Source organism: Kitasatospora sp. NPDC056184 (genome assembly GCF_042268405.1).
GTDB lineage: Bacteria > Actinomycetota > Actinomycetes > Streptomycetales > Streptomycetaceae > Kitasatospora.
The window spans coordinates 38,674-60,746 of the sequence record NZ_JBHJUI010000037.1 but is presented as its reverse complement, the minus strand read 5'-3'; the positions used below and the strand labels follow the sequence as shown (position 1 = coordinate 60,746).

Annotated in this window: 19 protein-coding genes and 1 pseudogene; 10 read left to right on the top strand and 10 right to left on the bottom strand. The window is 76.6% G+C overall.

Going from position 1 to position 22,073, the window contains the following annotated elements; genetic code table 11:
* Nucleotides 1-1,115 (bottom strand): MFS transporter (locus ACFC0B_RS38360; RefSeq protein ID WP_376097330.1); only part of this gene is annotated, 1,115 nt, incomplete at its 3' end.
* A 124-nt stretch (nt 1,116-1,239) separates the two neighbouring features.
* Between ACFC0B_RS38360 and ACFC0B_RS38355 the strand changes: the two genes are divergently transcribed.
* The gene (locus ACFC0B_RS38355) at nt 1,240-1,938 is read left to right on the top strand and encodes a helix-turn-helix domain-containing protein (protein WP_376097327.1); all 699 of its coding nucleotides are present in this window, start codon (nt 1,240-1,242) and stop codon (nt 1,936-1,938) included.
* Nucleotides 1,939-1,983: 45 nt separating this feature from the next.
* On the opposite strand, the gene ACFC0B_RS38350 is transcribed toward ACFC0B_RS38355, so the two are convergent.
* Complete coding sequence (locus tag ACFC0B_RS38350) at nt 1,984-3,195, bottom strand: NAD(P)-binding protein (protein ID WP_376097324.1); 1,212 nt, start codon at nt 3,193-3,195, stop codon at nt 1,984-1,986.
* A 388-nt stretch (nt 3,196-3,583) separates the two neighbouring features.
* On the opposite strand from ACFC0B_RS38350, the gene ACFC0B_RS38345 reads away from it, so the two are divergent.
* The 4 genes from ACFC0B_RS38345 (at nt 3,584) to ACFC0B_RS38330 (ending at nt 6,932) form a co-directional block, all read left to right on the top strand.
* Nucleotides 3,584-3,850 (top strand): hypothetical protein, encoded by a 267-nt coding sequence (locus ACFC0B_RS38345; RefSeq protein ID WP_376097321.1) that lies wholly within the window; start codon nt 3,584-3,586, stop codon nt 3,848-3,850.
* Nucleotides 3,850-4,476 carry a restriction endonuclease gene (locus tag ACFC0B_RS38340; RefSeq protein ID WP_376097318.1) on the top strand — a complete coding sequence of 209 codons (627 nt, stop codon included), beginning with the start codon at nt 3,850-3,852 and terminating at the stop codon, nt 4,474-4,476. Before ACFC0B_RS38345 ends, ACFC0B_RS38340 begins: the two co-directional genes overlap by 1 nt.
* A 95-nt stretch (nt 4,477-4,571) precedes the next feature.
* On the top strand, nt 4,572-5,177 hold the full coding sequence (locus ACFC0B_RS38335) for a helix-turn-helix domain-containing protein (RefSeq protein ID WP_376097316.1): 606 nt from the start codon (nt 4,572-4,574) through the stop codon (nt 5,175-5,177).
* A gap of 273 nt (nt 5,178-5,450) precedes the next feature.
* Nucleotides 5,451-6,932, top strand: a complete 1,482-nt coding sequence (locus tag ACFC0B_RS38330; protein ID WP_376097313.1) for a glycosyltransferase family 39 protein — start codon at nt 5,451-5,453, stop codon at nt 6,930-6,932.
* Nucleotides 6,933-7,002: 70 nt separating this feature from the next.
* Here ACFC0B_RS38330 and ACFC0B_RS38325 read toward each other — a convergent pair whose 3' ends face one another.
* A complete protein-coding gene (locus ACFC0B_RS38325) occupies nt 7,003-8,478 on the bottom strand; it encodes a LuxR C-terminal-related transcriptional regulator (RefSeq protein WP_376097310.1) in 1,476 nt (491 codons plus the stop codon).
* Nucleotides 8,479-8,656: 178 nt separating this feature from the next.
* Between ACFC0B_RS38325 and ACFC0B_RS38320 the strand changes: the two genes are divergently transcribed.
* The 3 genes from ACFC0B_RS38320 (at nt 8,657) to ACFC0B_RS38310 (ending at nt 11,360) form a co-directional block, all read left to right on the top strand.
* The gene (locus tag ACFC0B_RS38320) at nt 8,657-9,613 is read left to right on the top strand and encodes an NADP-dependent oxidoreductase (RefSeq protein ID WP_376097307.1); all 957 of its coding nucleotides are present in this window, start codon (nt 8,657-8,659) and stop codon (nt 9,611-9,613) included.
* Between the two features lie 173 nt (nt 9,614-9,786).
* Nucleotides 9,787-10,515, top strand: a complete 729-nt coding sequence (locus ACFC0B_RS38315) for an MIP family channel protein (RefSeq protein WP_376097304.1) — start codon at nt 9,787-9,789, stop codon at nt 10,513-10,515.
* Between the two features lie 59 nt (nt 10,516-10,574).
* Nucleotides 10,575-11,360, top strand: a complete 786-nt coding sequence (locus tag ACFC0B_RS38310) for an SDR family NAD(P)-dependent oxidoreductase (protein WP_376097301.1) — start codon at nt 10,575-10,577, stop codon at nt 11,358-11,360.
* 214 nt (nt 11,361-11,574) lie between these two features.
* Here ACFC0B_RS38310 and ACFC0B_RS38305 read toward each other — a convergent pair whose 3' ends face one another.
* The 3 genes and pseudogenes from ACFC0B_RS38305 to ACFC0B_RS38295 all read right to left on the bottom strand — a co-directional run bounded on the left by ACFC0B_RS38305 (nt 11,575) and on the right by ACFC0B_RS38295 (nt 15,802).
* Complete coding sequence (locus ACFC0B_RS38305; RefSeq protein WP_376097298.1) at nt 11,575-12,258, bottom strand: ABC transporter ATP-binding protein; 684 nt, start codon at nt 12,256-12,258, stop codon at nt 11,575-11,577.
* Nucleotides 12,259-12,386: 128 nt separating this feature from the next.
* Nucleotides 12,387-15,136: pseudogene (locus tag ACFC0B_RS38300) on the bottom strand (ATP-binding cassette domain-containing protein).
* Nucleotides 15,137-15,145: 9 nt separating this feature from the next.
* Complete coding sequence (locus ACFC0B_RS38295) at nt 15,146-15,802, bottom strand: hypothetical protein (protein ID WP_376097295.1); 657 nt, start codon at nt 15,800-15,802, stop codon at nt 15,146-15,148.
* 73 nt (nt 15,803-15,875) lie between these two features.
* Between ACFC0B_RS38295 and ACFC0B_RS38290 the strand changes: the two genes are divergently transcribed.
* Nucleotides 15,876-16,526: a hypothetical protein gene (locus tag ACFC0B_RS38290; RefSeq protein WP_376097292.1), complete on the top strand. Its 651-nt coding sequence runs from the start codon at nt 15,876-15,878 to the stop codon at nt 16,524-16,526.
* Entirely contained in the window at nt 16,517-17,896 is a 1,380-nt protein-coding gene (locus ACFC0B_RS38285; protein ID WP_376097289.1) for an ABC transporter substrate-binding protein, read from the top strand. Before ACFC0B_RS38290 ends, ACFC0B_RS38285 begins: the two co-directional genes overlap by 10 nt.
* Before the next feature lie 37 nt (nt 17,897-17,933).
* Here ACFC0B_RS38285 and ACFC0B_RS38280 read toward each other — a convergent pair whose 3' ends face one another.
* From ACFC0B_RS38280 to ACFC0B_RS38265, 4 genes are all read right to left on the bottom strand, one after another.
* Nucleotides 17,934-19,130 carry a PP2C family protein-serine/threonine phosphatase gene (locus tag ACFC0B_RS38280; RefSeq protein WP_376097338.1) on the bottom strand — a complete coding sequence of 399 codons (1,197 nt, stop codon included), beginning with the start codon at nt 19,128-19,130 and terminating at the stop codon, nt 17,934-17,936.
* A gap of 198 nt (nt 19,131-19,328) precedes the next feature.
* A complete protein-coding gene (locus tag ACFC0B_RS38275) occupies nt 19,329-19,751 on the bottom strand; it encodes a MarR family winged helix-turn-helix transcriptional regulator (protein ID WP_376097286.1) in 423 nt (140 codons plus the stop codon).
* A 38-nt stretch (nt 19,752-19,789) separates the two neighbouring features.
* Entirely contained in the window at nt 19,790-20,989 is a 1,200-nt protein-coding gene (locus ACFC0B_RS38270; protein WP_376097284.1) for a M48 family metalloprotease, read from the bottom strand.
* Nucleotides 20,990-21,096: 107 nt separating this feature from the next.
* Entirely contained in the window at nt 21,097-21,882 is a 786-nt protein-coding gene (locus ACFC0B_RS38265) for a universal stress protein (protein ID WP_376097281.1), read from the bottom strand.
* Nucleotides 21,883-22,073: the final 191 nt, after the last annotated feature.

Here is a 22,073-nt window from a genome sequence, read left to right as displayed (position 1 = left end):
GGCACGTCCGCCGCGCCGCCGCCGGCCGGGAAGGTGCGCAGCAGCAGGAGCGCCCCGCCCGCCGCCGTGAACCAGGCGGCCAGCAGCAGCGGCCGGCGCGGTCCGCCCCGGCCCACCAGCACCCCGGACAGCGGCGCGCACACCGTCGCCCCCAGCGCCATCGGCAGGGTGGCCAGCCCGGCCGCCGTCGGCGACCACCCCCGCCCGTGCTGCAACTGGAACGTGGTGAGCAGCAGACTCACCGTCAGCGCGACGAACACCGCCACCGCGCCCAGGGCGGCCGTGCCGAACACCGGCCGGCGGAACAGCGCGAGGTCCATCAGCGGCTCGTCGCGGTGGCGCTCGGCGCGCACGAACCCGGCCGTGGCCGCCGCCGCCACCGCGTACCCGGCGAGCGCCCACGGCGACGCCCAGCCCAGTCGCGGCCCCTCGATCAGCACGGCCACCGTCGCGGACACGGCCGCGATGAGCAGGAGCTGGCCCGGCAGGTCGAGCCGGCGGGCGCGCGGCGCGCGGGACTCGGGCACGAACAGCGCGCTCAGCACCACGGCCGCGACCACCACCGGCACGTTCACCCAGAACACCGACCGCCAGCCGAACGCCGCGACCAGCACCCCGCCGGTCACCGGCCCGGCCGCCATGCTCAGCCCGAACACCGACGCCCACACGCCGATCGCCCGGGCCCGCTCCCGGGGGTCGGGCATCGCGTTCACCACGATCGCCAGCGCCACCGGGCTGAGCATCGACGCGCCCACCCCCTGCAGGGCGCGCGCCGCGACCAGCGCGCCCGTCGAGGGCGCGAGCGCGCAGCCGAGCGAGGCGAGGCCGAAGAGCAGCAGGCCGCACTGGAAGACCCGGCGGCGCCCGAAGCGGTCGGCGAGCGCGCCGGCCGTGATCAGCAGACTGGCGAGGACGACGGTGTAGGCGTCCACGATCCACTCCAGGTCGCGGGTGCCCACCCCCAGGCCCCGGCCGATCGCGGGCAGGCCGACGTTGACGATCGTGGTGTCCAGGCCGACCAGGAACAGGCTCAGCGCGCAGACGGCGAGCACGGTCCAGCGCCGGCGGGCGGTGACGAGGGGAGGGGGTGGTGCGGTGGCCGTGGTGGTGGTCATGGGGTGGGCGCGCCTTCCGGTCGGATCGTCGTAACGGCGGGCCCATGCTCAGGTCGGAGGAGGGCCTCGGCGCAGTGTTTTTGCGGAAACCGCAAAGAGCCGGACCCGGGGCAGAATCGCTCCCATGGACGCCGACCCCAGCACGACCGACGACGTCACGACCGGCGATGTCACGACCGGAGACGCCGCGACCGGCGATGTCACGACCGGAGACGCCGCGACCGGCGATGTCACGACCGCCGCCACCGCGACCGACGACGTCGGGCGGACCATCGCCGCCATCGGACCCAGGCTGCGCGCGCTGCGCCTGGGCCGCGGCCTCACCCTGGACGCCCTCGCCACCGCCACCGGAATCTCCGTGAGCACCCTCTCCCGTCTGGAGTCCGGCCACCGCCGCCCCACCCTCGACCTGCTCATCCCGCTCGCCCGCACCCACCGCGTCGCCCTGGACCACCTGATCGACGCCCCCGCCACCGGCGACCCCCGCGTCCACTTCCGGCCCCGCCACCGCGACTCCGGCAGCGTCCTCGTCCCACTCACCCAGTACCCGGGCCGGGTGCAGGTCTTCAAGCAGGTCCTCGCCCCGCGCGAGCCCCGGCTCGTCAGCCACGCCGGCTACGAGTGGCTCTACGTGCTCGCCGGGGACCTGCGGCTCCTCGTCGGCGACCGCGCGTTCACCCTCCACCCGGGCGAGGCCGCCGAGTTCGACACCGCCGAACCCCACTGGTTCGGCCCGGTCGGCGCGGAGGCCGTGGAGATCCTCCACCTCTACGGCCCGCACGGCGACCAGGCCGTGCTGCGCACCGGCACCGCCCCCGGGTAGCGCCGGTCCTTCGGCCGGTCCTTCGGCCGCTCCCTTGCCCGGGGTTCAGCGGGCGGCCGGGCCGGTCGACCGGTGGGCGGATCGGTGGGCGGGCCGGTGGGGGGAATGGCCGGCGGGGTGTTGCGCGAGGGCCAGGGAGACGGCTTCGAGGGCGCTGGTGAAGGACACCTCGCTCAGGACGCCCGGGGCGGCGACCTGGTCGCCGACGAGATAGACGCCGTCGCCGCGGTCGATCGCGGGGCGGTCGCGCCAGGTGGTGCCCGGGCGGTCCACGGCGCCGGTGCGCCCGTTCGCGACGGCGGACCGGCGCCACAGCAGGCGCTCGGACCAGCCCGGGAAACCCAGGTCCAGCAGGTGCTCGGCCCGGGCCAGGCCGGACTCCCTCGACTCGGCCGGGGCCAGCGGGAGCTGGGCCTGGACCAACTGCTCGCCGGCCGGGGCCAGACTGCCGTCCTGGGTGGTGAAGCGCTCCACCCAGCCGGTGCGGTCGAGGTCCGAGACGAAGAAGGCGTCGCCGCGCCGCGACCGCAGCGCCACATCGAGCAGCAGCGTCCGTCCGCTCTCCCCGGACAGGCCCGGGTCGCCGAGCAGACGGCGCGCCGACTCCAGGGAGGTCGCCACGACGACCGGGTCACCGGTGAACGGCAGCGCCTCCAGCCGGGAGCCGGTCTCGATCCGCACACCCAGCTCCCGGGCGCGCGCCGTCATCCGGTCGACCACGGACTGCCAGCCGCCGACCGGGTACACCGCCTCCGGCGGGAGGCTCGCGGCGCGGCGCAGCCGCTCCTGGGTGAACGCCGCCGACAGCAGACCCGGAGCGTGGTGGAAGGTCGCGACGGCCGCGAAGTTGGCCGCCGCCCGGGCCGTCGCCTCACCCGCCACCTCGCTCGCCCAGCCCAGGAAGGTCCGGCCGACGGGCGCGTCGCGCCGGGCCGCCAGCCGGGAGACCGCCAGCGGCGGCAGCGCGCGCAGCCGGTCGTCGAGGAGGTAGCGGGTGCGCGGCAGCGCGCCGAGCGGGACCCGGGCGCGCGGGCCGGTCAGCCCGCGCTGCCGCAGCCACGCCCAGTGCGGGCCGCGCCGGTAGAAGGCGTGCGGCCCCTCGTTGGCCCGGTACGGCGCCTGCGCGGTGCGGGCCCGGCCGCCGAGTCGGCGGTGCGCCTCGTGCAGTGTCACGTCGGCGCCGGCCTCGGCCGCCGAGATGGCCGCCGTCAGACCGCCGAAGCCTCCGCCGATGATGGTGATCCGCCGCCGTGCCATGAGCCCGTCCTCCACTGGTCGTCCGTGTCCGGCCGGCCCGGGTCGGTCCCGGCCGCGGCCGCTGTCGGGAGGGAGACGACGTGGAGCGCCCGGATGTGACAGCCCGTCGCGCGGGGCGCGGGAGCGGCGTCGACCGCGCACGGGGGCGCTCGGGGCGGCGCGCGTCCGGCGGGTGGGCGCCGGGCGGGTTCCCGTCAAGTCGGCGGGGAGGCGTTCCCGCAGGTCGGGCGGGATGCGGGGCGCTCGGGGCGGCGCGGACGGCGAGGGGCGGACGGGGCGCAGGTGGCCGATTTCCGGCGCTCCGGCGGTGCGCGTACCGAATAACGGCCCGCCGCTGTCGGCCGTCGCTGCTACACCGAAGGCTGGTGCAGCGGAGGAGGAGGCAGGTATGGCTGGTGGCGGTGAGTGGGTCCGGGTGCGCGCCCACCTCCGGCGCAAACCCGGCTCGGGCGGTGGCGGCGGTGGTGGTGCTGCGGGGCGGCGGACCAGCGGGTGGGTGATCGCCGGGGCGGTCGCGGTCTTCTACTTGTACGGGCACTTCGTCGGCTACCGCGACGACGCCGCCGCGCCGCCGCCCGCCGCGCCCGCCGCCACGGCGGCGCCGACGTCCGCGGACCGGGCCGACGCGGGCCCGGCCGAAGCGGAGGCGCCCTGATGGCGGCCCACTTCCGCAAGCCGCGCGGCCCGGTGGAACGGCTCGCGGCGGCGCTCGTCGCCGCGGCGGTCGCGGTCGCCGTGCTCGGCATCACCCAGGCGCTGCTGCGCTCCTGGGTGTTCCTCGTGGCGGTCGCGCTGCTCACGCTCGCGGGCGCCGCGCGCGGCCCGATGCTGGAGCGCACCCGCACCGAGCGGCTGGCCGGCCTGCGCCTCAGCCTCGCCGAGGTGGACGCGATGGGCGACCAGGACTTCGAGTACGCGCTGCGCGACCTGCTGGTCCGCGACGGCTGGACGGCGGACCAGGTCGGCCGGCAGGGCGACCAGGCCGCCGATGTGATCGGCCACCACCCCCGGCACGGCCGGATCGTCCTCCAGGCCAAGCACACCACCGTCGGCGCCAAGGTCGGCGTGCAGGTGATGTACCAGGTCAAGGGGACCGCCGGCCCGGTGCACGGTGCCGACGTCGCCGTGGTCGTCACCAACGGCGGCCTCACCCGCGACGCGATGGACTGGGGCGACCAGTACGGGGTCCACTGGGTCGACCGCGCCCGCCTGGAGAGCTGGGCCGCCGCCGGTCGGCCGCTGCACCACCTGCTGCCGCTGCCGCGCCGCCCGCTCGGGTGATGGGTAACGGACAGCGGGTAACAGATAGCGGAGCGGGGAGCGGGGAGCGGGAAGCCGCGTTGCCGGAACCGGGACGGCCTGGTTCGATCGGCCGTATGGACCAGGACGCCAACCCCGAGATCGCCGCCACCCTGCGCCAGATCGGCCCCCGGCTGCGCCGGCTGCGCGAGCGCAAGGGCCTGTCGCTGGCCGACCTCGGCCAGGCCACCGGCATCTCCAAGAGCACGCTGTCCCGGCTGGAGTCCGAGCAGCGCAAGCCCAGCCTGGAACTCCTGCTGCCGATCGCCGCCGCCCTCGCCGTCCCGCTGGACGAGATCGTCGCCGCCCCGCGCGTCGAGGACCCGCGCGTCCACCAGCACCCGGGGCGGGCCGACGGCCGGACCTTCGTCCCGCTCTCCCGCCACCGCACCGAGCCCCGGGCCTTCAAGATCACCATCCCGGCGGCCCAGCAGACCCCCTCGCTCGCCACCCACACCGGCCACGAATGGCTCTACGTGCTCTCCGGCCGGCTGCGGCTGCTGCTCGGAGAGCACGACGTCGTCCTCACCCCCGGCGAGGCCGCCGAGTTCGACTGCCAGAACCCGCACTGGTTCGGCTCCACCGGCGCGGGGGACGTCGAGGTCCTCAGCCTCTTCGGCAAGCAGGGTGAACGCCTCCACCTGCGCGCCCGCACCCGCCGGACGGAGACCGGGCGGGCCTGACCGGCGGCGGTACCGCCCGGCCACGGCCACGGCCATGGTCGCAGCCACGGCCGCGGGCCGCCGCCGCATCGGCCGGGGCCCGACCCCGAATCTCGGCCGACAGACCCGACGCCCGCCCGCCGCCACCACCACCCGCTCCCGAGAGGCCCTCCGGCGCCCTCCGACGCCCTCCGGACAAGGCCGGGCCGCCGGGGGCGACGGCGGATCCGACCCCGCGCTCCGCCTTCCCGCTCCGCAGGAGGACTGCCACACTCCCCTGGTGGACACACGGGGATGTCCGCGCTGAAGCCGTTCGCCGCCGGGCCGGTCGCCGCCCTGGCTGCGACGGTCACCGCGCTGCAGATCGCACTGTCCGGCCGCTACGGCTTCCACCGCGACGAGCTGTACTTCCTCGTCGCCGGCCGCCACCCCGCCTGGGGCTACGCCGACCAGCCGCCGCTCACCCCGCTCCTCGGGCGGGCCTCCACCGCCCTGTTCGGCGACGGCCCGACCGGCCTGCGCGTCGTGCCCGCCCTGCTCTGCGGCGCCGCCGTCGTCCTGGTCGCGCTGCTGGCACGGGAGTTGGACGCCGGACGGGCCGGCCAACTGCTCGCCGCCGGGTGCGCGGCCTGCTCGGCGTTCGCCCTCGCGGTCGGACACCTCCTCAACACCGCCATCTTCGACCTGTGCGCCTGGCTCGTCGTCTGCCTGCTCGTCCTGCGCCTGCTGCGCACCGGCGACGGCCGCTGGTGGCTCGCCGTCGGCGCGGCGACCGGGGTCGCGCTGCTCAACAAGGACCTCGTCCTGCTGCTCGCCGCCGCACTCGTCCCGGCCGTCCTGGCCGTCGGCCCGCGCGCCGTGCTGCGCGGCCGGTGGCCCGCGGCGGGCCTGGCCGTCGCCGGGGCCGTCGCGCTGCCCGACCTGTGGTGGCAGGCCGCGCACGGCCGGCCCGAACTCACCGTCGCCGCCGGCATCAGCGGCCAGGACGGTTCGGAGAACCGGCTGCTGTTCGTGCCGATGCAGGTGCTGTACCTGTCGCCGGTCCTGGTGCCGATCTGGCTCGCCGGCTTCCGTCGGCTGCGCCTGGACGCGGACCTCGCCCGGGCGAAGTCCTTCGCGGTCGCCTACCCGGCGCTCTGCGTCCTGGTGGTCGCGGCCGACGGCAAGCCGTACTACGCGCTGCCGGCGCTGCTCGTCCTGACGGCGGCCGGCTGCGAACCGGTCGCCCGCCGACTGGTGGCCGCCGGTCCCCGCCGGATCCGGCGCGCCGCGACCGCGCTGGCGATCGGCGCGGCCGTCAACGTCGTCATCACCCTCCCCGTGCTGCCGGCCCGGCTGACCCCGGCCGTCGGCTGGATCTACCGGGAGCAGGGCGAGCAGATCGGCTGGCCCGAACTCGCCGACGCCGCGGCCGAGGGCCGGCGCACCATCCCGCCCGACCGGCGCATCCGGGCCGTCCTCCTCGCCGCCGACTACGGCGAGGCGGGCGCCCTCGCCCGCTACGGCCCGGCCCGCGGCCTGCCGACCCCCTACTCCGGGCACCTGGCCTTCGCCGACTGGGGCCCGCCGCCGGACACCCTCGACGGCCCGGTCCTCCTCGTTCACCCGGTCGGATTCCCCGACGCGGAACGCCACTTCACCGACTGCCACCCCATCGGCCACGTCGACAACGGCCACGCCGTCCCCAACGGGGAACAGCACGCCCCCGTCCTCCTGTGCCCCGGCCCCCACCGGCCCTGGTCCACCCTGCGGCCGCACCTGCGCCACTACTACTGACCGCTCCCGCACGGAAGGCCGACCGGGCCGACCTCCCGTGTGGGGTGGGACGCCGGCGGGGTTCTCGCGGTCAGGAAGCGGCGTGGAGGGGAGTGGGGAGGGGGGCGTGGAGGGGGGTGGGGAGGCCGGCGCGGTGGGCCAGGGCGGCGGCTTCGCCGCGGGAGGCGACGCCGAGCTTGGCGAGGATGTTGGCGACGTGGAACTTCACCGTGGACTCGCTGATGTGGAGGGCGTGGGCGATCTCGCGGTTGCGGCGGCCGCGGGCGAGTTGGTCCAGGACCTCCAACTCCCTCGGGTGCAGGCCCTCCAGCGGGTCGGTCGAGGTCGCCGCTCCGGCCTCGGGGGCGTGCAGGGGCAGGTCGACGGTCACCGTGGTGCCCCAGCCGGGGACGGCGTCGACGGCCAGCCGGCCCGCCAGGGCGGCGATCCGGTCGGCGGTGCGGTGGACGGCGAGTGCGTCGGCGGTCAGCAGTCCGGGGCCGTCGTCCCGGACGACCGCGCGCAGGCCGTTGTCGACGAACTGCCACCGCACGTGCAGCCGGCTCGGGGCGTCCTGCTCCAGCATGGCGAGCACGGTGGAGCGGACGGCGGCGCGGGCGGCGTGCGCGGTGTCGGCGGGGACCGAGCGGTCCCCCTCGGCCGGGGCCAGCAGGTCCAGCCGGACCGGGCTGTGCCGCAGCAACGGCCTTAGCTCGTCGGCGAGTCGGGCGAAGGCGGTGGCGGCCGGCTCCTCGCTCAGCTCGCGGTCGAGGTCGGCGGCGCCGCGCAGGTCGAGCAGGGCGGTGACGGCCAGGTCGGTGGCGTTGCGCCGGGCGGTGGCGTCGTCCAGGGCGGCCGAGCGCAGCGGCGCGAGGATCGCGGAGAGGGCGGAGGCGTGGGCGCCGCCGAGTTCGGCGATGGTGCGCGCCCGCGCACTCGCCGAGGCGCGCGAGGCGGCGGCGTGCGCGGGTGCGGCGTCGACGGCCCGGTGGTGGGAGTGCGTGGTCAGCAGTTCCCACAGCTGCTGGAGCACCCGCAGCGGCCGCTCGGGCAGCGGCGCCGGAGGGCGGCCGGTCCCGGCTCCGGACGCCGCCCGGACCAGGACCAGCAGCGCGCCGTTGCTGCCGGCCGGCGCCGCCGCCACGGCGACCGCCGGGCGGAGGCGTCCGCCGAGCACCGCCTCGCCCTGCCAGGGGCGGCCGGGCGTCACCCGGTCACGGAGCCCGGCCAACTCGGCGCCGGTGATCCGCGCGGACAACTCCTCGGGGCCGGTGACGCTCGCGGGGGAGTGCGTGCAGATCCCGCTCAGCTGGGCCAGCGCGATGTGCGGGACGAGCCCGGCGAGCGCCTCGGAGATCCTCGCCATCAGCCTCGGCCGGGGCGTGCGCAGCACCTCGGCGGTGAGGGCCAGTGCACCCTCGGGGTCGTCCCAGGACCACCCGCCGGGACCGGCCGCCCCGTTGCCGCCGTGTCCGACGCCTTGTCCGCCGCCTTGTTCGACGCCTTGTCCGTCGCCGTGCCCGTCGTCGTTCCCGTGCCCGCCGTTGCCGCGCGGCTGCTCCACCATGCCGACCAGCGTAGTGCGCGCCCGCCCCGGGCGGCCTGGCCGAAGGGACAGGTGGAACCGTCCGATCGGCGGGGCGGGCGGACCGGCCGCCCGTACCAGGCTGGAGACGTCACCGGGACGACGACGGAGGCCGCCCGGCCCCCAAGTCCCCAGCAGCGAAAGAACGGTGGGCCTTCCCATGAGCAACCCTTTCAGCGGCAGCACCCTTTCGAGCAAGGCGATCGGCTTCGCCGAGCACGGCGGCGTGGACGTCCTGCGGCCGATCGGGATCGAGCTGCCCGCGCCCGGCCCCGGCCAGGTGCGGATCGCCGTGCGCGCCGTCGGCGTCAACCCGCTCGACCACAAGGTGCGCTCCGGCGCGCTGATCGCGCTGTTCCCGGTCACCCTCCCCGCCGTCGTCGGCTACGAGGTGGCGGGCGTGGTGGAGTCGGTCGGCGAGGGCGTCACCGAGTGGCGGGCCGGCGACGAGGTGCTCGGCGCGGTGCACGGCGGCGGCTACGCGGAGCACGTGCTGGCGGAGGCGGACCGGCTGGCCCGCAAGCCGGCGGCGCTCGGCTGGGCGCAGGCCGCGGCGATCCCGGTGGCGGCCGAGACCTCCTGGCGCGCGCTCGACCTGCTGGGCGCCGAGCCCGGCCGGACCCTGCTGGTGCACGGCGCGGCGGGCGGCGTCGGCACGGTGCTGCTGCAGTTCGCCCGGGCCCGGGGGATCCGGGTGATCGGCACCGCGAGCGAGGCCAACCACGCGTACCTGCGTGAGCTGGGCGCCGTCCCGGTGGCGTACGGCGAGGGGCTGGCCGAGCGGGTCCGCGCCGTCGCGCCCGGGGGCGTGGACCGGGTGCTGGACGCGGCCGGGACGGGGGTGCTGCCGCTGTCCGTCGAGCTGGCGGGCGGCGCGGAGCGCGTGCTGACCATCGCCGACTGGCAGGGCGCCGAGCAGCACGGGGTGCGCTTCAGCGGCGGAGGGGCGACCGTCACCTACGACCGCCCGGCGCTGAACGGCGCGCTCGAACTGTTCGAGACGGGCGCTCTGGCCCTGCCGCTGCACCGGGTGCTGCCGCTGGCGGAGGCCGCCGAGGCGCAGGCCGAGAGCGAGCGCGGCCACCTGCGGGGGAAGATCGTCCTGATGGTGAGCTAAGTCCGGATTGGTCTGATTTTCACTCGTTTGGAATAATCCGACGCTCGGAATCCCCGTGATCGCGGGGATCAGCCGGTCGGCCGACCTGCGCTCGCCCATGCGGGTGCAGGGGGTCGGCCGGGAGCGACGGGCGGCGCCAGGCCGTCCGCGCGGACGAGGTCAGGAGGACCCGGATGGACAGGCGAGCGGTGGTCGGCGAATTCCTCGGAACGCTGTTGTTGGTGCTGCTGGCGGTGGGAGCGGCGGTGCTGGCCGGGGAGGCCATCGGCTCGGTGGGCATCGCGCTCGCGTTCGGCCTGGTGCTGCTCGCCCTCGCGTACGCGATCGGGCCGATCTCCGGCTGCCACGTGAACCCGGCGGTGACGCTCGGGTTCCTGCTGGCCCGCCGGATCGACGGCCGCACGGCGGTCTCGTACTGGGTCGCGCAGGTGCTCGGCGGCATCGCGGGCGCGGCGCTGGTGCTGCTGCTCGCCAAGCAGGTCCCGGGTCTGGAGACCCACGGCAAGCTCGGCACCAACGGCTGGGGCGACCGCTCCGCGGTCCACATCAACGCCGGCGGCGCCTTCCTGACCGAGGTCGTGCTGACCTTCCTGCTGGTCTACGTGGTCCTCGCCGTCACCCACCGGCTCGCCGCCACCGGCTTCGACGGGCTGCCGATCGGCATGGCCCTGGTGGTCGTGCACCTGGTCGGCATCCCGCTCACCGGCACCTCGGTGAACCCGGCGCGCAGCCTCGGCCCGGCCCTGTTCGCGGGCGGTCCGGCACTCTCGCAGCTGTGGCTGTTCCTCCTCGCGCCGCTGGTCGGCGGTGCGCTGGCGGCCGGTGTGCACCTGCTCACCCACCCGCAGCCCAACCTTCCCGCCGCCGAGGCCCTGGTCACGGACGCCCGCGCGGCGGCGTAGCGGGCTTGTGCCGTCGACGGTCTTCACCCGGTGAAACCGAGCCGTTACAGTTCGGTGGCATGGAGGATCTGAAGACCGCGGCGGCCCGGGGGAACGGTGGGCGGCTGGCCGGGAAGTCCTGTGTGGTCACCGGTGCGGCGAACGGGATCGGCCGTGCCGTCGCCGAACTCTTCGCCCGCGAGGGGGCGTCGGTGGTGGCCACCGACCTCGACGCCGACGGCCTGCGGCGGCTGGAGAAGCAGCTGCCGCAGGCCGTCAGCACGGTGGTCGGCGACGTCTCGCGGGACGAGGACGCCCGCCTGATGGTCGCCGCCGCCGTCGAACGGCACGGCCGGCTGGACGTCCTGGTGGCCAACGCGGGGGTGATCCCGCTGATGGAGATCACCGAGGCGGGTGCCGAGGACTGGGACCAGGTGATGGCCGTCGACGGCCGGGGGATGTTCCTCACCTGCAAGTACGCCATCGAGGCGATGGCCGGCTCCGGTGGGGCGATCGTCTGCGTCTCGTCCATCTCCGGTGTCGCCGGGCAGCGCGGGCAGGCCGTCTACGGGCCCGCCAAGTTCGTCGCCTCCGGCCTCGCCAAGCACCTCGCGGTGGAGTGGGCCGACCGGGGCATCCGGGTCAACGCCGTCGCCCCCGGCACCATCACCACCGAGCGGGTCGCCCGGCTGCGGGACGAGCCCGGCGGGCCCGAGTACCTCGCCGCCATCGAGCAGCTCCACCCGATGCGCCGCCTCGGCTCTCCCGGGGAGGTGGCCGCGGCGGTCCTCTTCCTGGCGTCCGACGAGGCGTCGTTCATCACCGGTGCGGTTCTCCCGGTGGACGGCGGCTACCTCGCGCAGTGACGGTCGGCGGCGCGGTCCGCTCCCTGGGTGCGGCGTCGATCTGCTGTCCGGCGTGCCGGGGGGCCGGGCGGGCGTCCGCCCGGCCCGAGCTGCCCCGAACTCCTCGACGGCCTGGCCCGCGAGCGCGCCCGGATCGCCGGGGCGGTCCGTGAACTCACCGGGGCGAGGCTCCTGTTGGGCGAGATCACGGCCGCCGTTGCGCCGGGCGAGGTGATCACCGCGCCGCGTCCGGAACCGTTCGCGGCTCGCCGGGCTCCCCGGAGAAGCCGACCTCGCCCCGGTGCAGGACGTGCACGGCGGCCGCCCCGGCCAGCGTCGCCGGGAGGGTCTGCGCGGTCAGCAGCACCGTCCGGCCGGTGGCGGCGGCCGAGGACAGCAGGTGCGCGTGCAGCCGGGCGGCGGTGGCCGGGGCCAGCCCCCGGTCCGGTTCGTCGAGCAGGAGCAGCCGCGGCGCGGCGGTCAGCGCCCGTGCCACGGCGACGAGTTGCTGCTGGCCGCCGGAGAGGGTCCCGGCCTGCCGGGGGAGCAACGCGGCGAGCTCGGGGAACAGCTCCAGCGCCTCGTGGGCGGAGTCGCCCCGGGGGTGGGCGCCGAGGGCGAGGTGCTCGGCGACGGTGAGCGAGGGGAACACGGCCCGCTCCGCCGGCACCAGCGCGAGCCCGAGTCGCACCCGCTGGTGCACGCCGAGCGCGGTGACGTCCCGCCCCCGCCACACCACCCGCCCGGCGGCGGGCCGCACCAGCCCGGCGAGCACGTGCAGCGCGCTGGTGCGGCCGGATCCGTTCCGGCCGAGCAGTACCGTCACCTGCCCGGAAGGCACGGCCAGGTCCACGCCGTGCAGCGCCTCCAGCGGGCCGTAGCGCACCCGCACGGCCAACAGGGCGACTTCGACGGGCACGGGACCTCCCTGAAGGGTCGAGCGCGGGTTGAGGGTTGGAAGTTGGAAATCTGTCAGCTGATATCTGTCATCTGTCAGCTGTTATCTGTTATCTGAAATCTGTCAGTTGTCAGTTGTCAGCCGCTCCCTCACCGGCCCCAGGCGCGGACCACTCGGGGGTCGGCCAGCACCGCCGCCGCCGGACCGGCGGCGACCACCCGGCCGTCGGCCATCGCGTAGACGGTGTCCGCGAGCTCGGACACCAGATCCGGGTCGTGCTCGACCAGCAGCAGGGCCATGCCGTCGTCGGCCAGACCGCGCAGGACGGTGATCAGCCGGGCGGTCTGCGCGGTGTCCAGGCCCGCCGCCGGCTCGTCGAGCAGCAGCACGCGCGGCTCGCCGGCCAGCGCGCGCGCCAGCTCGACCAGTCGCAGCACGCCCGTCGGCTGCCCGCCGGCCGGCTCCGCCGCCACCGCCGCCAGCCCGAACACGGCGAGCGCGCGCGCCGTCCGGCCGTCCGCCGGGCCGGACCGCTGCTCGGCGCCGACCCGCACGTTGTCCGCCACCGAGAGCGTCGGGAACACGGCGATCTGCTGGAACGTGCGGGCCAGCCCGAGCCGCACCCGCGCGTGCACCGGGAGCCGGGTGACGTCCCGGCCGCCGAGCAGCACCCGGCCCGCGTCCGGGCGGGCGGTCCCGGCCAGGCAGTCGAACAGCGTGCTCTTGCCCGCCCCGTTCGGCCCGATCAGCGCCGTCACCCGCCCCGGCGCCGCGACCAGGTCCACCCCCGCCACCGCCTCGATCCCGCCGTATCGCCGCACCACCCCGCGTGCCGTCAGCCGGCCGGCGAGTGGGCCGGTCGGCGCGGCGGCGCGGCGGGGCCCGGTCACGGCCCGGCCTCCGCGGCCTCCCCGGGCGCCCCGCCACCGGCCGTCCGGCGGGCGGCGATCAGCGCGCGCACCCGCCGGCCCGCCGGCGTCAGCCGTCCGGCGGGCACGGGCGGAAGCGGCAGGAGCGCCGGGGGCGCCGGCGCGGCGGCCCGTGCCGCCCGGCTCGCGGCGAGCCCGGCCAGGCCGCCCGGGAGCCGGCCGATGGCGGCCGCCAGCGCACCGACCGCGACCGCCGACACCCCCGCCACCGTGCCGGTGTCCAGCCCGATGAGCAGGGCCGCCGCCAGGATCGCGGCTGCCGCGCTGTCGGCGCCCGCGACCACCACGGCCGCGAACCAGAGCAGTCCCTGCACGGGATCGAACGCCGCCGGGTCGAAGGCGCGCCCGGCCATGCCCATCAACCCGCCGCCGAGCGCCGCCAACGCCGCGCCCGCCACGAAGGCGAACAGCTTGAGCCCCGGCACGTTTACCCCCGCCGCGGACGCCCCCGGCTCGTGGTCGCGCATCGCACTCAGCGCGCGGCCGGTGCGCCCGCCGTGCAGCGCCCGCACGGCGGCCGCACCCAGGCCGAGCAGCACCAGCTCGGCGAGGTAGAAGGCGCGGTCGCCGGCCAGGAACGCGGGCCGGTCCAGGACCAACCCGGTGGTGGCGTAGGGCTGTTGGAAGACGAAGCGGCTCAGCGTCGTTCCGACGGCGAAGGTCACCAGCGCCAGGGCCAGCCCGCGTCGCCGGATCGCCGGCCAGCCGGTGAGCAGGCCGAGCGGCGCGGTGGCGAGCACGGCGAACAGCAGCGCCGGCGCGGCCGGCAGGGCGGGCAGACCGGGGATCCGCCCGGACATCAGCAGCGCCGTCCCGAGCGCCCCCAGCCCCGCGTACCCGGCCTGGCCGAGCGAGATCTGCCCGCCGTAGCCGGTCACCACGACGATCGACAGCAGCACCAGCGCCAGCGCCGGCACCAGCAGCGCGCCGCGCAGGTCGTTGCCGCGGAAGCCGAGCGGCAGCAGGAGCAGCACCAGGCAGACCGCCCGCGCCGCCCGGCCGCCGCCACCGCGGACCCGCGCCCACGGGGCGACGGGCCGGACGTCCGCCCGCCCCGGCCCGTCGGCCAGCCGGGGACCGGCCAGCAGCGCGGCGGCCAGCAGCGCCACCACGAACAGGTTCGCCTGCACCGCCTGCACCAGCGGAAGCAGCTGCCCGGCCGGCCGGAACCGGGTCAGCTCCGCCTGCAGGACGCCCAGCCCGAGCCCGGTCACCACCGCGACCGGGATGCTCCGCAGCCGGGCCGCCACCGCGACCGCCATCGTCTCCATCACCAGCAGCGGCAGCCCGTACGGGTCCAGCAGCAGGTAGGGCGCGAGCGCGATCCCGACCAGCCCGGCGGTGAACGAGCCGAACGCCCACCCGGCCGCCGACACCCGGTCGGCGTCCACCCCGGCCAGCTCGGCGAGCCGCCGGTCGTCCACCACCGCCCGCACCCGCAGGCCGAACGGCGTGAACCGGGTGGTCACGCCGACCGCCAGGGCGAGCACGAGGATCGCGGCCAGCTGCGCCACCGTGTCCGGGCGCAGCGTGTGCCCGCCGGGCAGGGCGATCGGCGCCCCGCCGAGCGGCGACGGCGCGCCGCCCACCGGCGCGGCGCCCCACACCAGCACCACCACCCCGATGAGCAGCACGAACACGCCGACCCCGGCCACCGTCGTCTCGGCCGGTCCGGCCCCGCGCCGTTGCAGTGGCCGGTACACCAGAACGTCCAGCAGCACACCGAGGGCGGGTGCCACCAGCAGCAGGCAGCACGCCACGGCCGGCCAGACCGGCCAGTTCCGCTCGACGACCAGATCGCGCAGCAGGTAGGCGACGAGCATCGCCTGCGCGCCCTGGGCGAGGTTGAGCACGCCGGTGGCGCGGTGGCAGACGACCAGACCGATGCCGCTGAGCGCGGCGGCGCTGCCGACGGTCAGGCCGGCGAGGGCGAGGTCGACGGTGAGGTCGGCCGGGTCGAGGACGGTCATCGCGCCGCCTCAGCCGGTCGGCGGGCGCGGATCGCCCGGACGGGTGGTGGTGCCGGCGGGATCCGTGCCGGTGTTCCCTCCCGGATCCCCGCCGGGCGGCCCCGGGTCGCAGAGCCGGCACGGGGTGAGCCCGCGGTCCCGGACGGCGGGGGCGCCGACGGGGGCGGCGGCGGGCTTGCCCGCCACCAGCGGGCAGTCCGGGCGGTGGTAGAGCGTGCCGCCGGGCACGGCCAGCGGAGGTCCGGCGGCGTCGCCCGCCGCGGTACCGGCGGGCCCGGCGGGGTAGCCGCCGCCCTCGGTGCCGGCGGGGTCGACGAGCAGGGCGTACAGGTGCTCGATCCGGCGGTCCGTGGCCATGGGCGGACCCGCGGACGGCGGTGGCGGTGCGGACGGGGCGCGCCCGGGCGGGCGCAGCGCGACCAGGACGGCGCCCGCCACGATCAGTGCCGCGCCCGGGACGGTCGCCGAGGCCAGGTACGGGACCTGCTGCTCGACGAAGCGCTCGCCGGACACCCCGTACCAGCCCAGCACGCACAGCACCGCCCCCGCGGCGACCAGCGCCCATCCGGCCCAGCCGCCGCCCTCCCGCGCCGAGCGCACCGCGCGGGCCACCGCGTCCTTCGCGCGGTTCGCGGCGCTCTGTCGCCCGGATTGCGATTCGTCCATGGATCCGCCTTGATGGTGTCACTTGCGACGTTTCCAGGATCGGCCTGGAACAGCATCCGGAGCGAGGAACACCATGCACGTGAGCCAGAGCGGCACCCGTCGGCCGGGCGGCCCGGTCCCGCGGTCGGTGGGCGCCCTGCTCGCGCTGCTGCTGGTGGGCGCGGTGGCGGCCTGCAGCAGCGGCAAGTCCGAGTCCTCGACGGCGAGTCCGTCACCGCCCGCCGCGACCACCACCGCGACCGCGACCACCACCGCGACCGCGACCACCACCGCGACCGCGACCGCCACGACGACGGCGACCGCCACCGGGACGGCCACGGTGACCGGGACCCCGAGCCCCGGGGCCACCGGGCCGGCCGATCCCGCCGCGGCCACCACCGCGATCACCACCAACTGGCAGAAGTTCTTCGACCCGACCACCCCGATCCCCGAGAAGGCCTCGCTGCTCCAGAATGGCGACGTGCTGCTGCCCGTCCTGCAGGGCTTCGCCCAGGACCCGCGGGTCGGCCAGGTGAAGGCCACGGTGACCGACGTGGCGTTCACCTCCCCGACCGAGGCCACCGTCACCTACGAGCTGTCCCTCCAGGGCAACGTGATCGAGCCGGCCGCGACCGGCCTGGCCGTGCTGGACAACGGGACCTGGAAGGTCTCCCGCGCGACCCTCTGCGGTCTGCTGGCCCAGGCCGCGGGTGCCGGCGGCACGCCGATCCCCGGATGCAGCTGACCCCCGCCACTCCCGCCCGGGCGCTCGCCCTCGCCCTCGCCCCCATTCTCGCGCTGGTGCTCGCCGGCGCGGCCGGCTGCGGGACGCGCCTGCCGCCCGACGCCTTCGGCGCCCGCCCCACCACGGCGGGCGCCACCGGGACCGGGGGCGGCAACCCGGCCTCCGATACCGGCGTCACCCCGACCGAGATCCGGATCGGCATCGTCACCTCGCTGACCAGCCCGGTCGGCAGCGAGGTGTTCAGCGGACCGCGCTACGGCGCCCAGGCCTTCTTCCAGGCCCTCAACGACCGCGGCGGCCTGCACGGCCGCACCGTCAAGCTCGTCACCTGCGACGACGGCGGCAGCGGCATCGGCAACCAGGACTGCGTGCACCGGCTGATCGACCAGTCGCACGTCTTCGCCTTCGTCTCCGGCAGCGTCCTCGACTACGCCGGCGCCCCCTACGTCAGCGGCAAGGCGGTCCCGGACGTCGGCGGCCAGCCGATCGGCACCGCGTACGACCGCTGGCCGCACCTGTACGGCATCTACGGCAGCGGCGCGCCGCGCGACGGGCACGCCGTCGGCTGGAACGGCACGCTCTACCAGTCCACCGAGGTGTTCCGCTTCTTCAAGGAACGGCTGGGCGCGACCAGCGCCGCCGTGGTCGCCTACAACCAGGCCGACTCCGCCCGCTACGCCGCCCAACTGCGGGCCGGCCTGGAGGCCGAGGGCTACCGGGTGCTCACGCAGACGGTGGACTTCGCGCTGCCGAACTTCCAGGCGGTGGCCGCGGCCGTCCGGGCGGACGGCTCGCAGCTGCTGTTCGACGCCATGGACACCCGGGGCAACGCGGCGCTCTGCCGCTCCCTGGACGAGGCCGGCGTGCGGGTCACCGCCAAGGTGACCAATGTGCAGAACTGGTCGGAGACGGTGCGCACCGACTACCGGGCCTCGCCCGCCTGCCGCAACGCGCTCTGGGCCACCTCCTCCTCGCTCAACTACGAGGACGTCGGCCACCCGGCGGTGGCCGCCTTCCGCGCGGCGATGGCCCGCTACTACCCGGACCGCGAGCCGCTGCTCTCGGCCTGGGAGCTGGAGGGCTGGGCGGGCGCGCAGTGGCTCGCCGACGCGATGGACCCGTGCGGCGCGGAGCTGACCCGGGCCTGCGTCGAACGGTTCATGAACCGCCCCGAGCCCTACGACGCCCACGGGCTGATCCTGCCCGCCTCCTTCGTCCCGCAGCCCCCGCCGACCGGGCTCACCCGGGCCTGCCTCGACGCGGCCCGCTGGCAGGACTCCGCCGAGGGCGGGCGCGGGGGCTGGGTCACCCAGGTGGAGTCCATGACCACCACCTGCTTCGACGTGCCGCAGCTGCCGTACCGGCCGTGAGCCTCGCGGCTCGCGGCTCGCGGGTGTCCGGCCCGGTTCAGCCCAGGCGTTCCACCACGACCATGGCCGCGTCGTCGTCCAGCCGCCCGCCGACGTACCCGAGCAGGTCCCGGCGCAGGTGGTGCAGCAGGGCGTCCGGCGGCTCGGCGGCGTGGTCGGCGGTCCGGGCGGCGACCCGGTCGGGCAGCGGGTAGAACCGCCGGGCGGCGTCGCGGGCCTCGATCACGCCGTCGGTGTAGATCAGCAGCCGGTCGCCGGGCCGGAACGGGAACTCCTCCACCGCGTACGCCCCCGGGGCCAGTTCGCCGAGTCCGAGCGGCGGCGCGGTGCGGGCCGGCTCCAGGGCGGTGACCCGGTCGCCGTGCAGGAGCAGCGGCGGCGGGTGGCCGCAGTCGACCAGCCGGACCACCGCCTCGTCGTCCGGGATGTCCAGGACCAGGGCGGTGATGAACGACTCGCCGCTGTCGTCCGCCGCGGCGTCGGTGTCGTCGGCGGTGCCGGCGGTGGGCGGCGTCCCGTCGAGGGGCGGCGGGCGCGGGCCCTGCCGGAGCACGGTCGGGAGGGGCAGCCGGGTCTGCGCGTGGGCCCGCCGCGCCTGGGCGCGCTGCTGCTCGGCGAGCTGGGCGAGGTCCCAGGCGATGCTGCCGTCGAGGTAGCCGACCAGCCCGGGCAGGTCGGCGTGCAGGTGCGCGGCGGCCCGGAAGGCGCCGAGCAGCAGCGCGGCGTCGCCGAGCGAGGACAGTCCCTTGCCGCGGACGTCGCCGACCAGCAGTCGGGTGCCGGAGGCGGTGCGGGAGGCCGCGTAGAGGTCGCCGCCGACCTGGGCCTCGGCCTCGGCGGCCAGGTAGACGGAGGCGAGGCGCAGCGGTCCGATCCGGTCGGGCAGCGGGCGCAGCAGGACGCGCTGGGCCGCCTCGGAGACGGAGCGGACCTGGGCGAGCTGGCGCTCGTGGCGGTCGCGCAGCACGCGCAGGCCGACGATGAGGGCCGAGACGGCGAGCAGGGCGCCGAGCTGGGTCTCGTGGTTGGCGGTGGTGACGCCGTCGCGCAGGATGCCGATGACGGTCAGCGCGGCGATCGCCAGCACGGCGACGGCGGCGGTGGCGCGGGCGCCGGCGACGGAGGCGGTGAGGGCGGGGGCGACGATCAGCAGCGGGCCCAGGTGGATGTCCGGTGGGGACAGCACGTCCACCACCGTGATCAGCGCGATCAGCGCGAGCGGTACGGCCGTCAGCGCCCGGCGGTCGGGCCGCCAGGAACGGCGGCGGTCACGGGAACGCCGGTCGTCGGGGTGCCCCGCGCGGGGGTGCCGCTCGCGGGGAGGCTGCCGAAGTGGCACCTCTCCTCTGTACACCGTCCGGGCGGTCCGCCGCACCCCGGGGCGGCGGCCGGGGCCGGCCGCGGTGTCTGCCGCCGGTGGCGGACTGGGGGGTCAGCCCTCGGCGCCGTAGCGGGTCAGGTAGTCGGCGAACCGGGCGACGTCCTCGTCCGCCCAGCCGGTGAAGCGGGCGGCGAAGGAGAGCCGGCGCTGCTCGTTGGCCTCGCGCAGCAGGGTCAGCCCGGCGTCGGTGGCGAGCAGGATCTGCCCGCGCTGGTCCTCCGGGTCGGTCTCGCGGCGCAGCAGGCCGAGCTTCTCCAGGGCGGTGACCTGGCGGCTGACGGTGGACTTGTCGAGCATGAAGTGCGCCGCGACGTCGGCGGCCCGGCAGCCGCCGCGCTCGGTGATGAGGTCCAGGATGCTGTAGGTGACCAGCGAGAGGTCCGGGTGCAGCTGGGAGGCCTTGTGGCGGGCGCGGCGGGCGAAGGCGGTCAGCTCGCGCTGGATGGTGGCGATCGACGTCTCGCGGTCGGGCACGGTGACCTACCTCCTCGGGGTCTCGGACTTTTGTTGCACTATACAACGACTTCGGGTGCGGGGGAGCGCTGTGCCCGCCAGGCGCGCGCGGCCGCGATCCGCCGGGTGGCGCTCGGATGAGTGGCGAACAGTAGCTCAAGCACCCGGGGCGGGTCGACGTCGGAGACGTTCGTCAGCGCCAGTCGGCGCTGCATCGCGATGAACTGCTCGGTGTCACCGGTCAGTTCGAGGGCGTGCCGGTCCGCGCGGGTCTCCACCCGGCGGCTCACCGCGCACTGCACCGGGCCGGACAGCGTGCCCAGCAGCGCGGCGCACGCCGCCAGCAGTGGCAGCGAGCGCGGATCGGCCGCGCTCGTCGCGCCCGCCGCCGACAGCAGCCGGTCCCAGCCCGAGGCCAGGCCCAGCAGCGCCACCACGACGGCCGCGCCCACCGCGCCCAGCACCGTGCCGGTCAGCACGTCGCGGTGCTTGACGTGCCCCAGCTCGTGCGCCACCACCAGCTCCACCTCGCGCGGATCGGCCGTCGACAGCAGCGTGTCGTACGCGACGATCCGCCGCGTCGCACCCAGGCCCGACACGTACGCGTTCAGCGCCGTCGTGCGGCGCGAGGCGTCCGCCACCAGGACGTCCCGTACCCGGACGCCGTCCCGCTCGGCCAGGCCGAGCAGCGCCTCGCGCTGCGGGCCCGGCTCCATCGGCGTGAAGCGGTTGAACACCGGCTCGACCAGCAGGGGGTAGAGGAAGGACAGGGCGGCGGTCAGCAGCGCGGCCGCGCCCGCCGCCGGCAGCCACCACCGCTCCGGCGAGCGGTCGGTGAGCGCGTAGAGGCCGAAGGCCACCGGCAGGGCGAGGGCCAGGGTCAGCGCCAGCCCGCGCAGGGCGTCCACCGCCCAGCCGGCCCAGCCCTGGGTGACCAGGCCGAACCGGGCCCGCACCGACCGGGCGCCCGCCCCGAACGGCAGTTGCGCCAGCTGCCCGAGCAGCACCAGCGCGGCCGCCCCGGCGAGCACCTCCGCCGTCCGCGAGCCGCCGAACCAGCCGCCGACCGCCGACACCAGCCCGGCGCCCGCCGGCGTCAGCCCCAGCGCCAGGGTCAGCGCCAGGCCGGTGAGCCGCCCGCCGAGCGCCCACGGCAGCTGGGCGCGGCGCAGCGCGCGGCCGCGGGCGCGCTGGGCGGGGGTGAAGTCGGGGGACGGGGCGGGGTGGTCGCCCGGAGTTGGGCTGACAGAATCTGTCATCTGTTATCCGTCATCTGAAATCTGTCAGCTGTCAACTGTCAGCTGTCAGGCATCGGCCGTCGATCGTCGATCGTCGATCGTCATCTTGTCCTTCGGCCGTCAGCATGTCACTCCTCGGCGGGACCCGTGGCGCCGTGGGTGCCCGCGCGGAGCAGTTGGTGGCCGAGGTCGACCAGGGCCCGGCCGACCGCGAACTCGTCGCCCACCGTCGGCGCCGGGGCGTCCTGCGGATTGCGGCGGGCGAGCGCGTCGCTGTGCAGGACGGAGCCGTCGGCGTCGAGCACCGCGTGCACCCGGGTGGTGTCGCGGTCCTCGACCAAGTGCAGGCTCAACCGCCAGTCCTTGGTGCGGACGGCCGGCTCCCCGCCGTCGCCCGCCGTTCCTCCGGCCGTGCCCGCCGTTCCCCCGGCCGAACCGGCCGCCGCGAGCGGCGTGGGCGCGGTGGCCGTCCCGTCGGACCGGACGATCACCACCGGACACGACCCGTGCACGGCGCAGCGCGCGCTCACCGACCCCAGCAGCGTCCGGGCGAAGGTCCCGCGGCCCCGGCTGCCGAGCACCAGCAGGTCGGCGCCCCCGGCCGCCTCCAGCAGCACCTCCGCCGCGTGCCCCAGCACCAGGCTCTCCTCCACCGGCACCGGCCGCTGCCGGCCGATCACCTCGTCCACCTCGGCGGTCAGCCTCCGGCGCGCCGACTGCTCGAAGCCGTCGTCCACCATCGGCGCGAACCAGCCGTACAGCGACGGGTACTCCCACGCGGCCACCGCGTGCACCGCCGCCCCGGTCAGCGCCGCCTGCCCCGCCGCCCAGCGCAGCGCCGCCTTCGAGGGCTCGGAGCCGTCGATCCCGACCACGATCCGCCGCCCGGCCCCTTTGGTCCCGTTGCCGGTCATGACCCGCACCACCCGCCTGCTACCACCGCCCCCGCGCCCTCGCGGGGCCTGCACCCTTCCACGCTGCGCGCCACCCGGGCGCCGCGCCAGGGACGCGGCGGCCAAGACCGCTCGGCGGGTTCGGACGGGCGGGCCCGAAGGGCGCCGGGGACCTCGCTCCGGGGCCTGCGAACCCGGGCCCGGCCGGGCGG

Bases quoted from the DNA above. Each gene is read 5' to 3' on its own strand.
- ACFC0B_RS38355 (WP_376097327.1), top strand. From the start codon at position 1,240: ATGGACGCCGACCCCAGCACGACCGACGACGTCACGACCGGCGATGTC.
- ACFC0B_RS38350 (WP_376097324.1), bottom strand. From the start codon at position 3,195: ATGGCACGGCGGCGGATCACCATCATCGGCGGAGGCTTCGGCGGTCTG.
- ACFC0B_RS38345 (WP_376097321.1), top strand. From the start codon at position 3,584: ATGGCTGGTGGCGGTGAGTGGGTCCGGGTGCGCGCCCACCTCCGGCGC.
- ACFC0B_RS38340 (WP_376097318.1), top strand. From the start codon at position 3,850: ATGGCGGCCCACTTCCGCAAGCCGCGCGGCCCGGTGGAACGGCTCGCG.
- ACFC0B_RS38335 (WP_376097316.1), top strand. From the start codon at position 4,572: ATGGACCAGGACGCCAACCCCGAGATCGCCGCCACCCTGCGCCAGATC.
- ACFC0B_RS38330 (WP_376097313.1), top strand. From the start codon at position 5,451: ATGTCCGCGCTGAAGCCGTTCGCCGCCGGGCCGGTCGCCGCCCTGGCT.
- ACFC0B_RS38325 (WP_376097310.1), bottom strand. From the start codon at position 8,478: ATGGTGGAGCAGCCGCGCGGCAACGGCGGGCACGGGAACGACGACGGG.
- ACFC0B_RS38320 (WP_376097307.1), top strand. From the start codon at position 8,657: ATGAGCAACCCTTTCAGCGGCAGCACCCTTTCGAGCAAGGCGATCGGC.
- ACFC0B_RS38315 (WP_376097304.1), top strand. From the start codon at position 9,787: ATGGACAGGCGAGCGGTGGTCGGCGAATTCCTCGGAACGCTGTTGTTG.
- ACFC0B_RS38310 (WP_376097301.1), top strand. From the start codon at position 10,575: ATGGAGGATCTGAAGACCGCGGCGGCCCGGGGGAACGGTGGGCGGCTG.
- ACFC0B_RS38295 (WP_376097295.1), bottom strand. From the start codon at position 15,802: ATGGACGAATCGCAATCCGGGCGACAGAGCGCCGCGAACCGCGCGAAG.
- ACFC0B_RS38290 (WP_376097292.1), top strand. From the start codon at position 15,876: ATGCACGTGAGCCAGAGCGGCACCCGTCGGCCGGGCGGCCCGGTCCCG.
- ACFC0B_RS38285 (WP_376097289.1), top strand. From the start codon at position 16,517: ATGCAGCTGACCCCCGCCACTCCCGCCCGGGCGCTCGCCCTCGCCCTC.
- ACFC0B_RS38270 (WP_376097284.1), bottom strand. From the start codon at position 20,989: ATGACAGATTCTGTCAGCCCAACTCCGGGCGACCACCCCGCCCCGTCC.
- ACFC0B_RS38265 (WP_376097281.1), bottom strand. From the start codon at position 21,882: ATGACCGGCAACGGGACCAAAGGGGCCGGGCGGCGGATCGTGGTCGGG.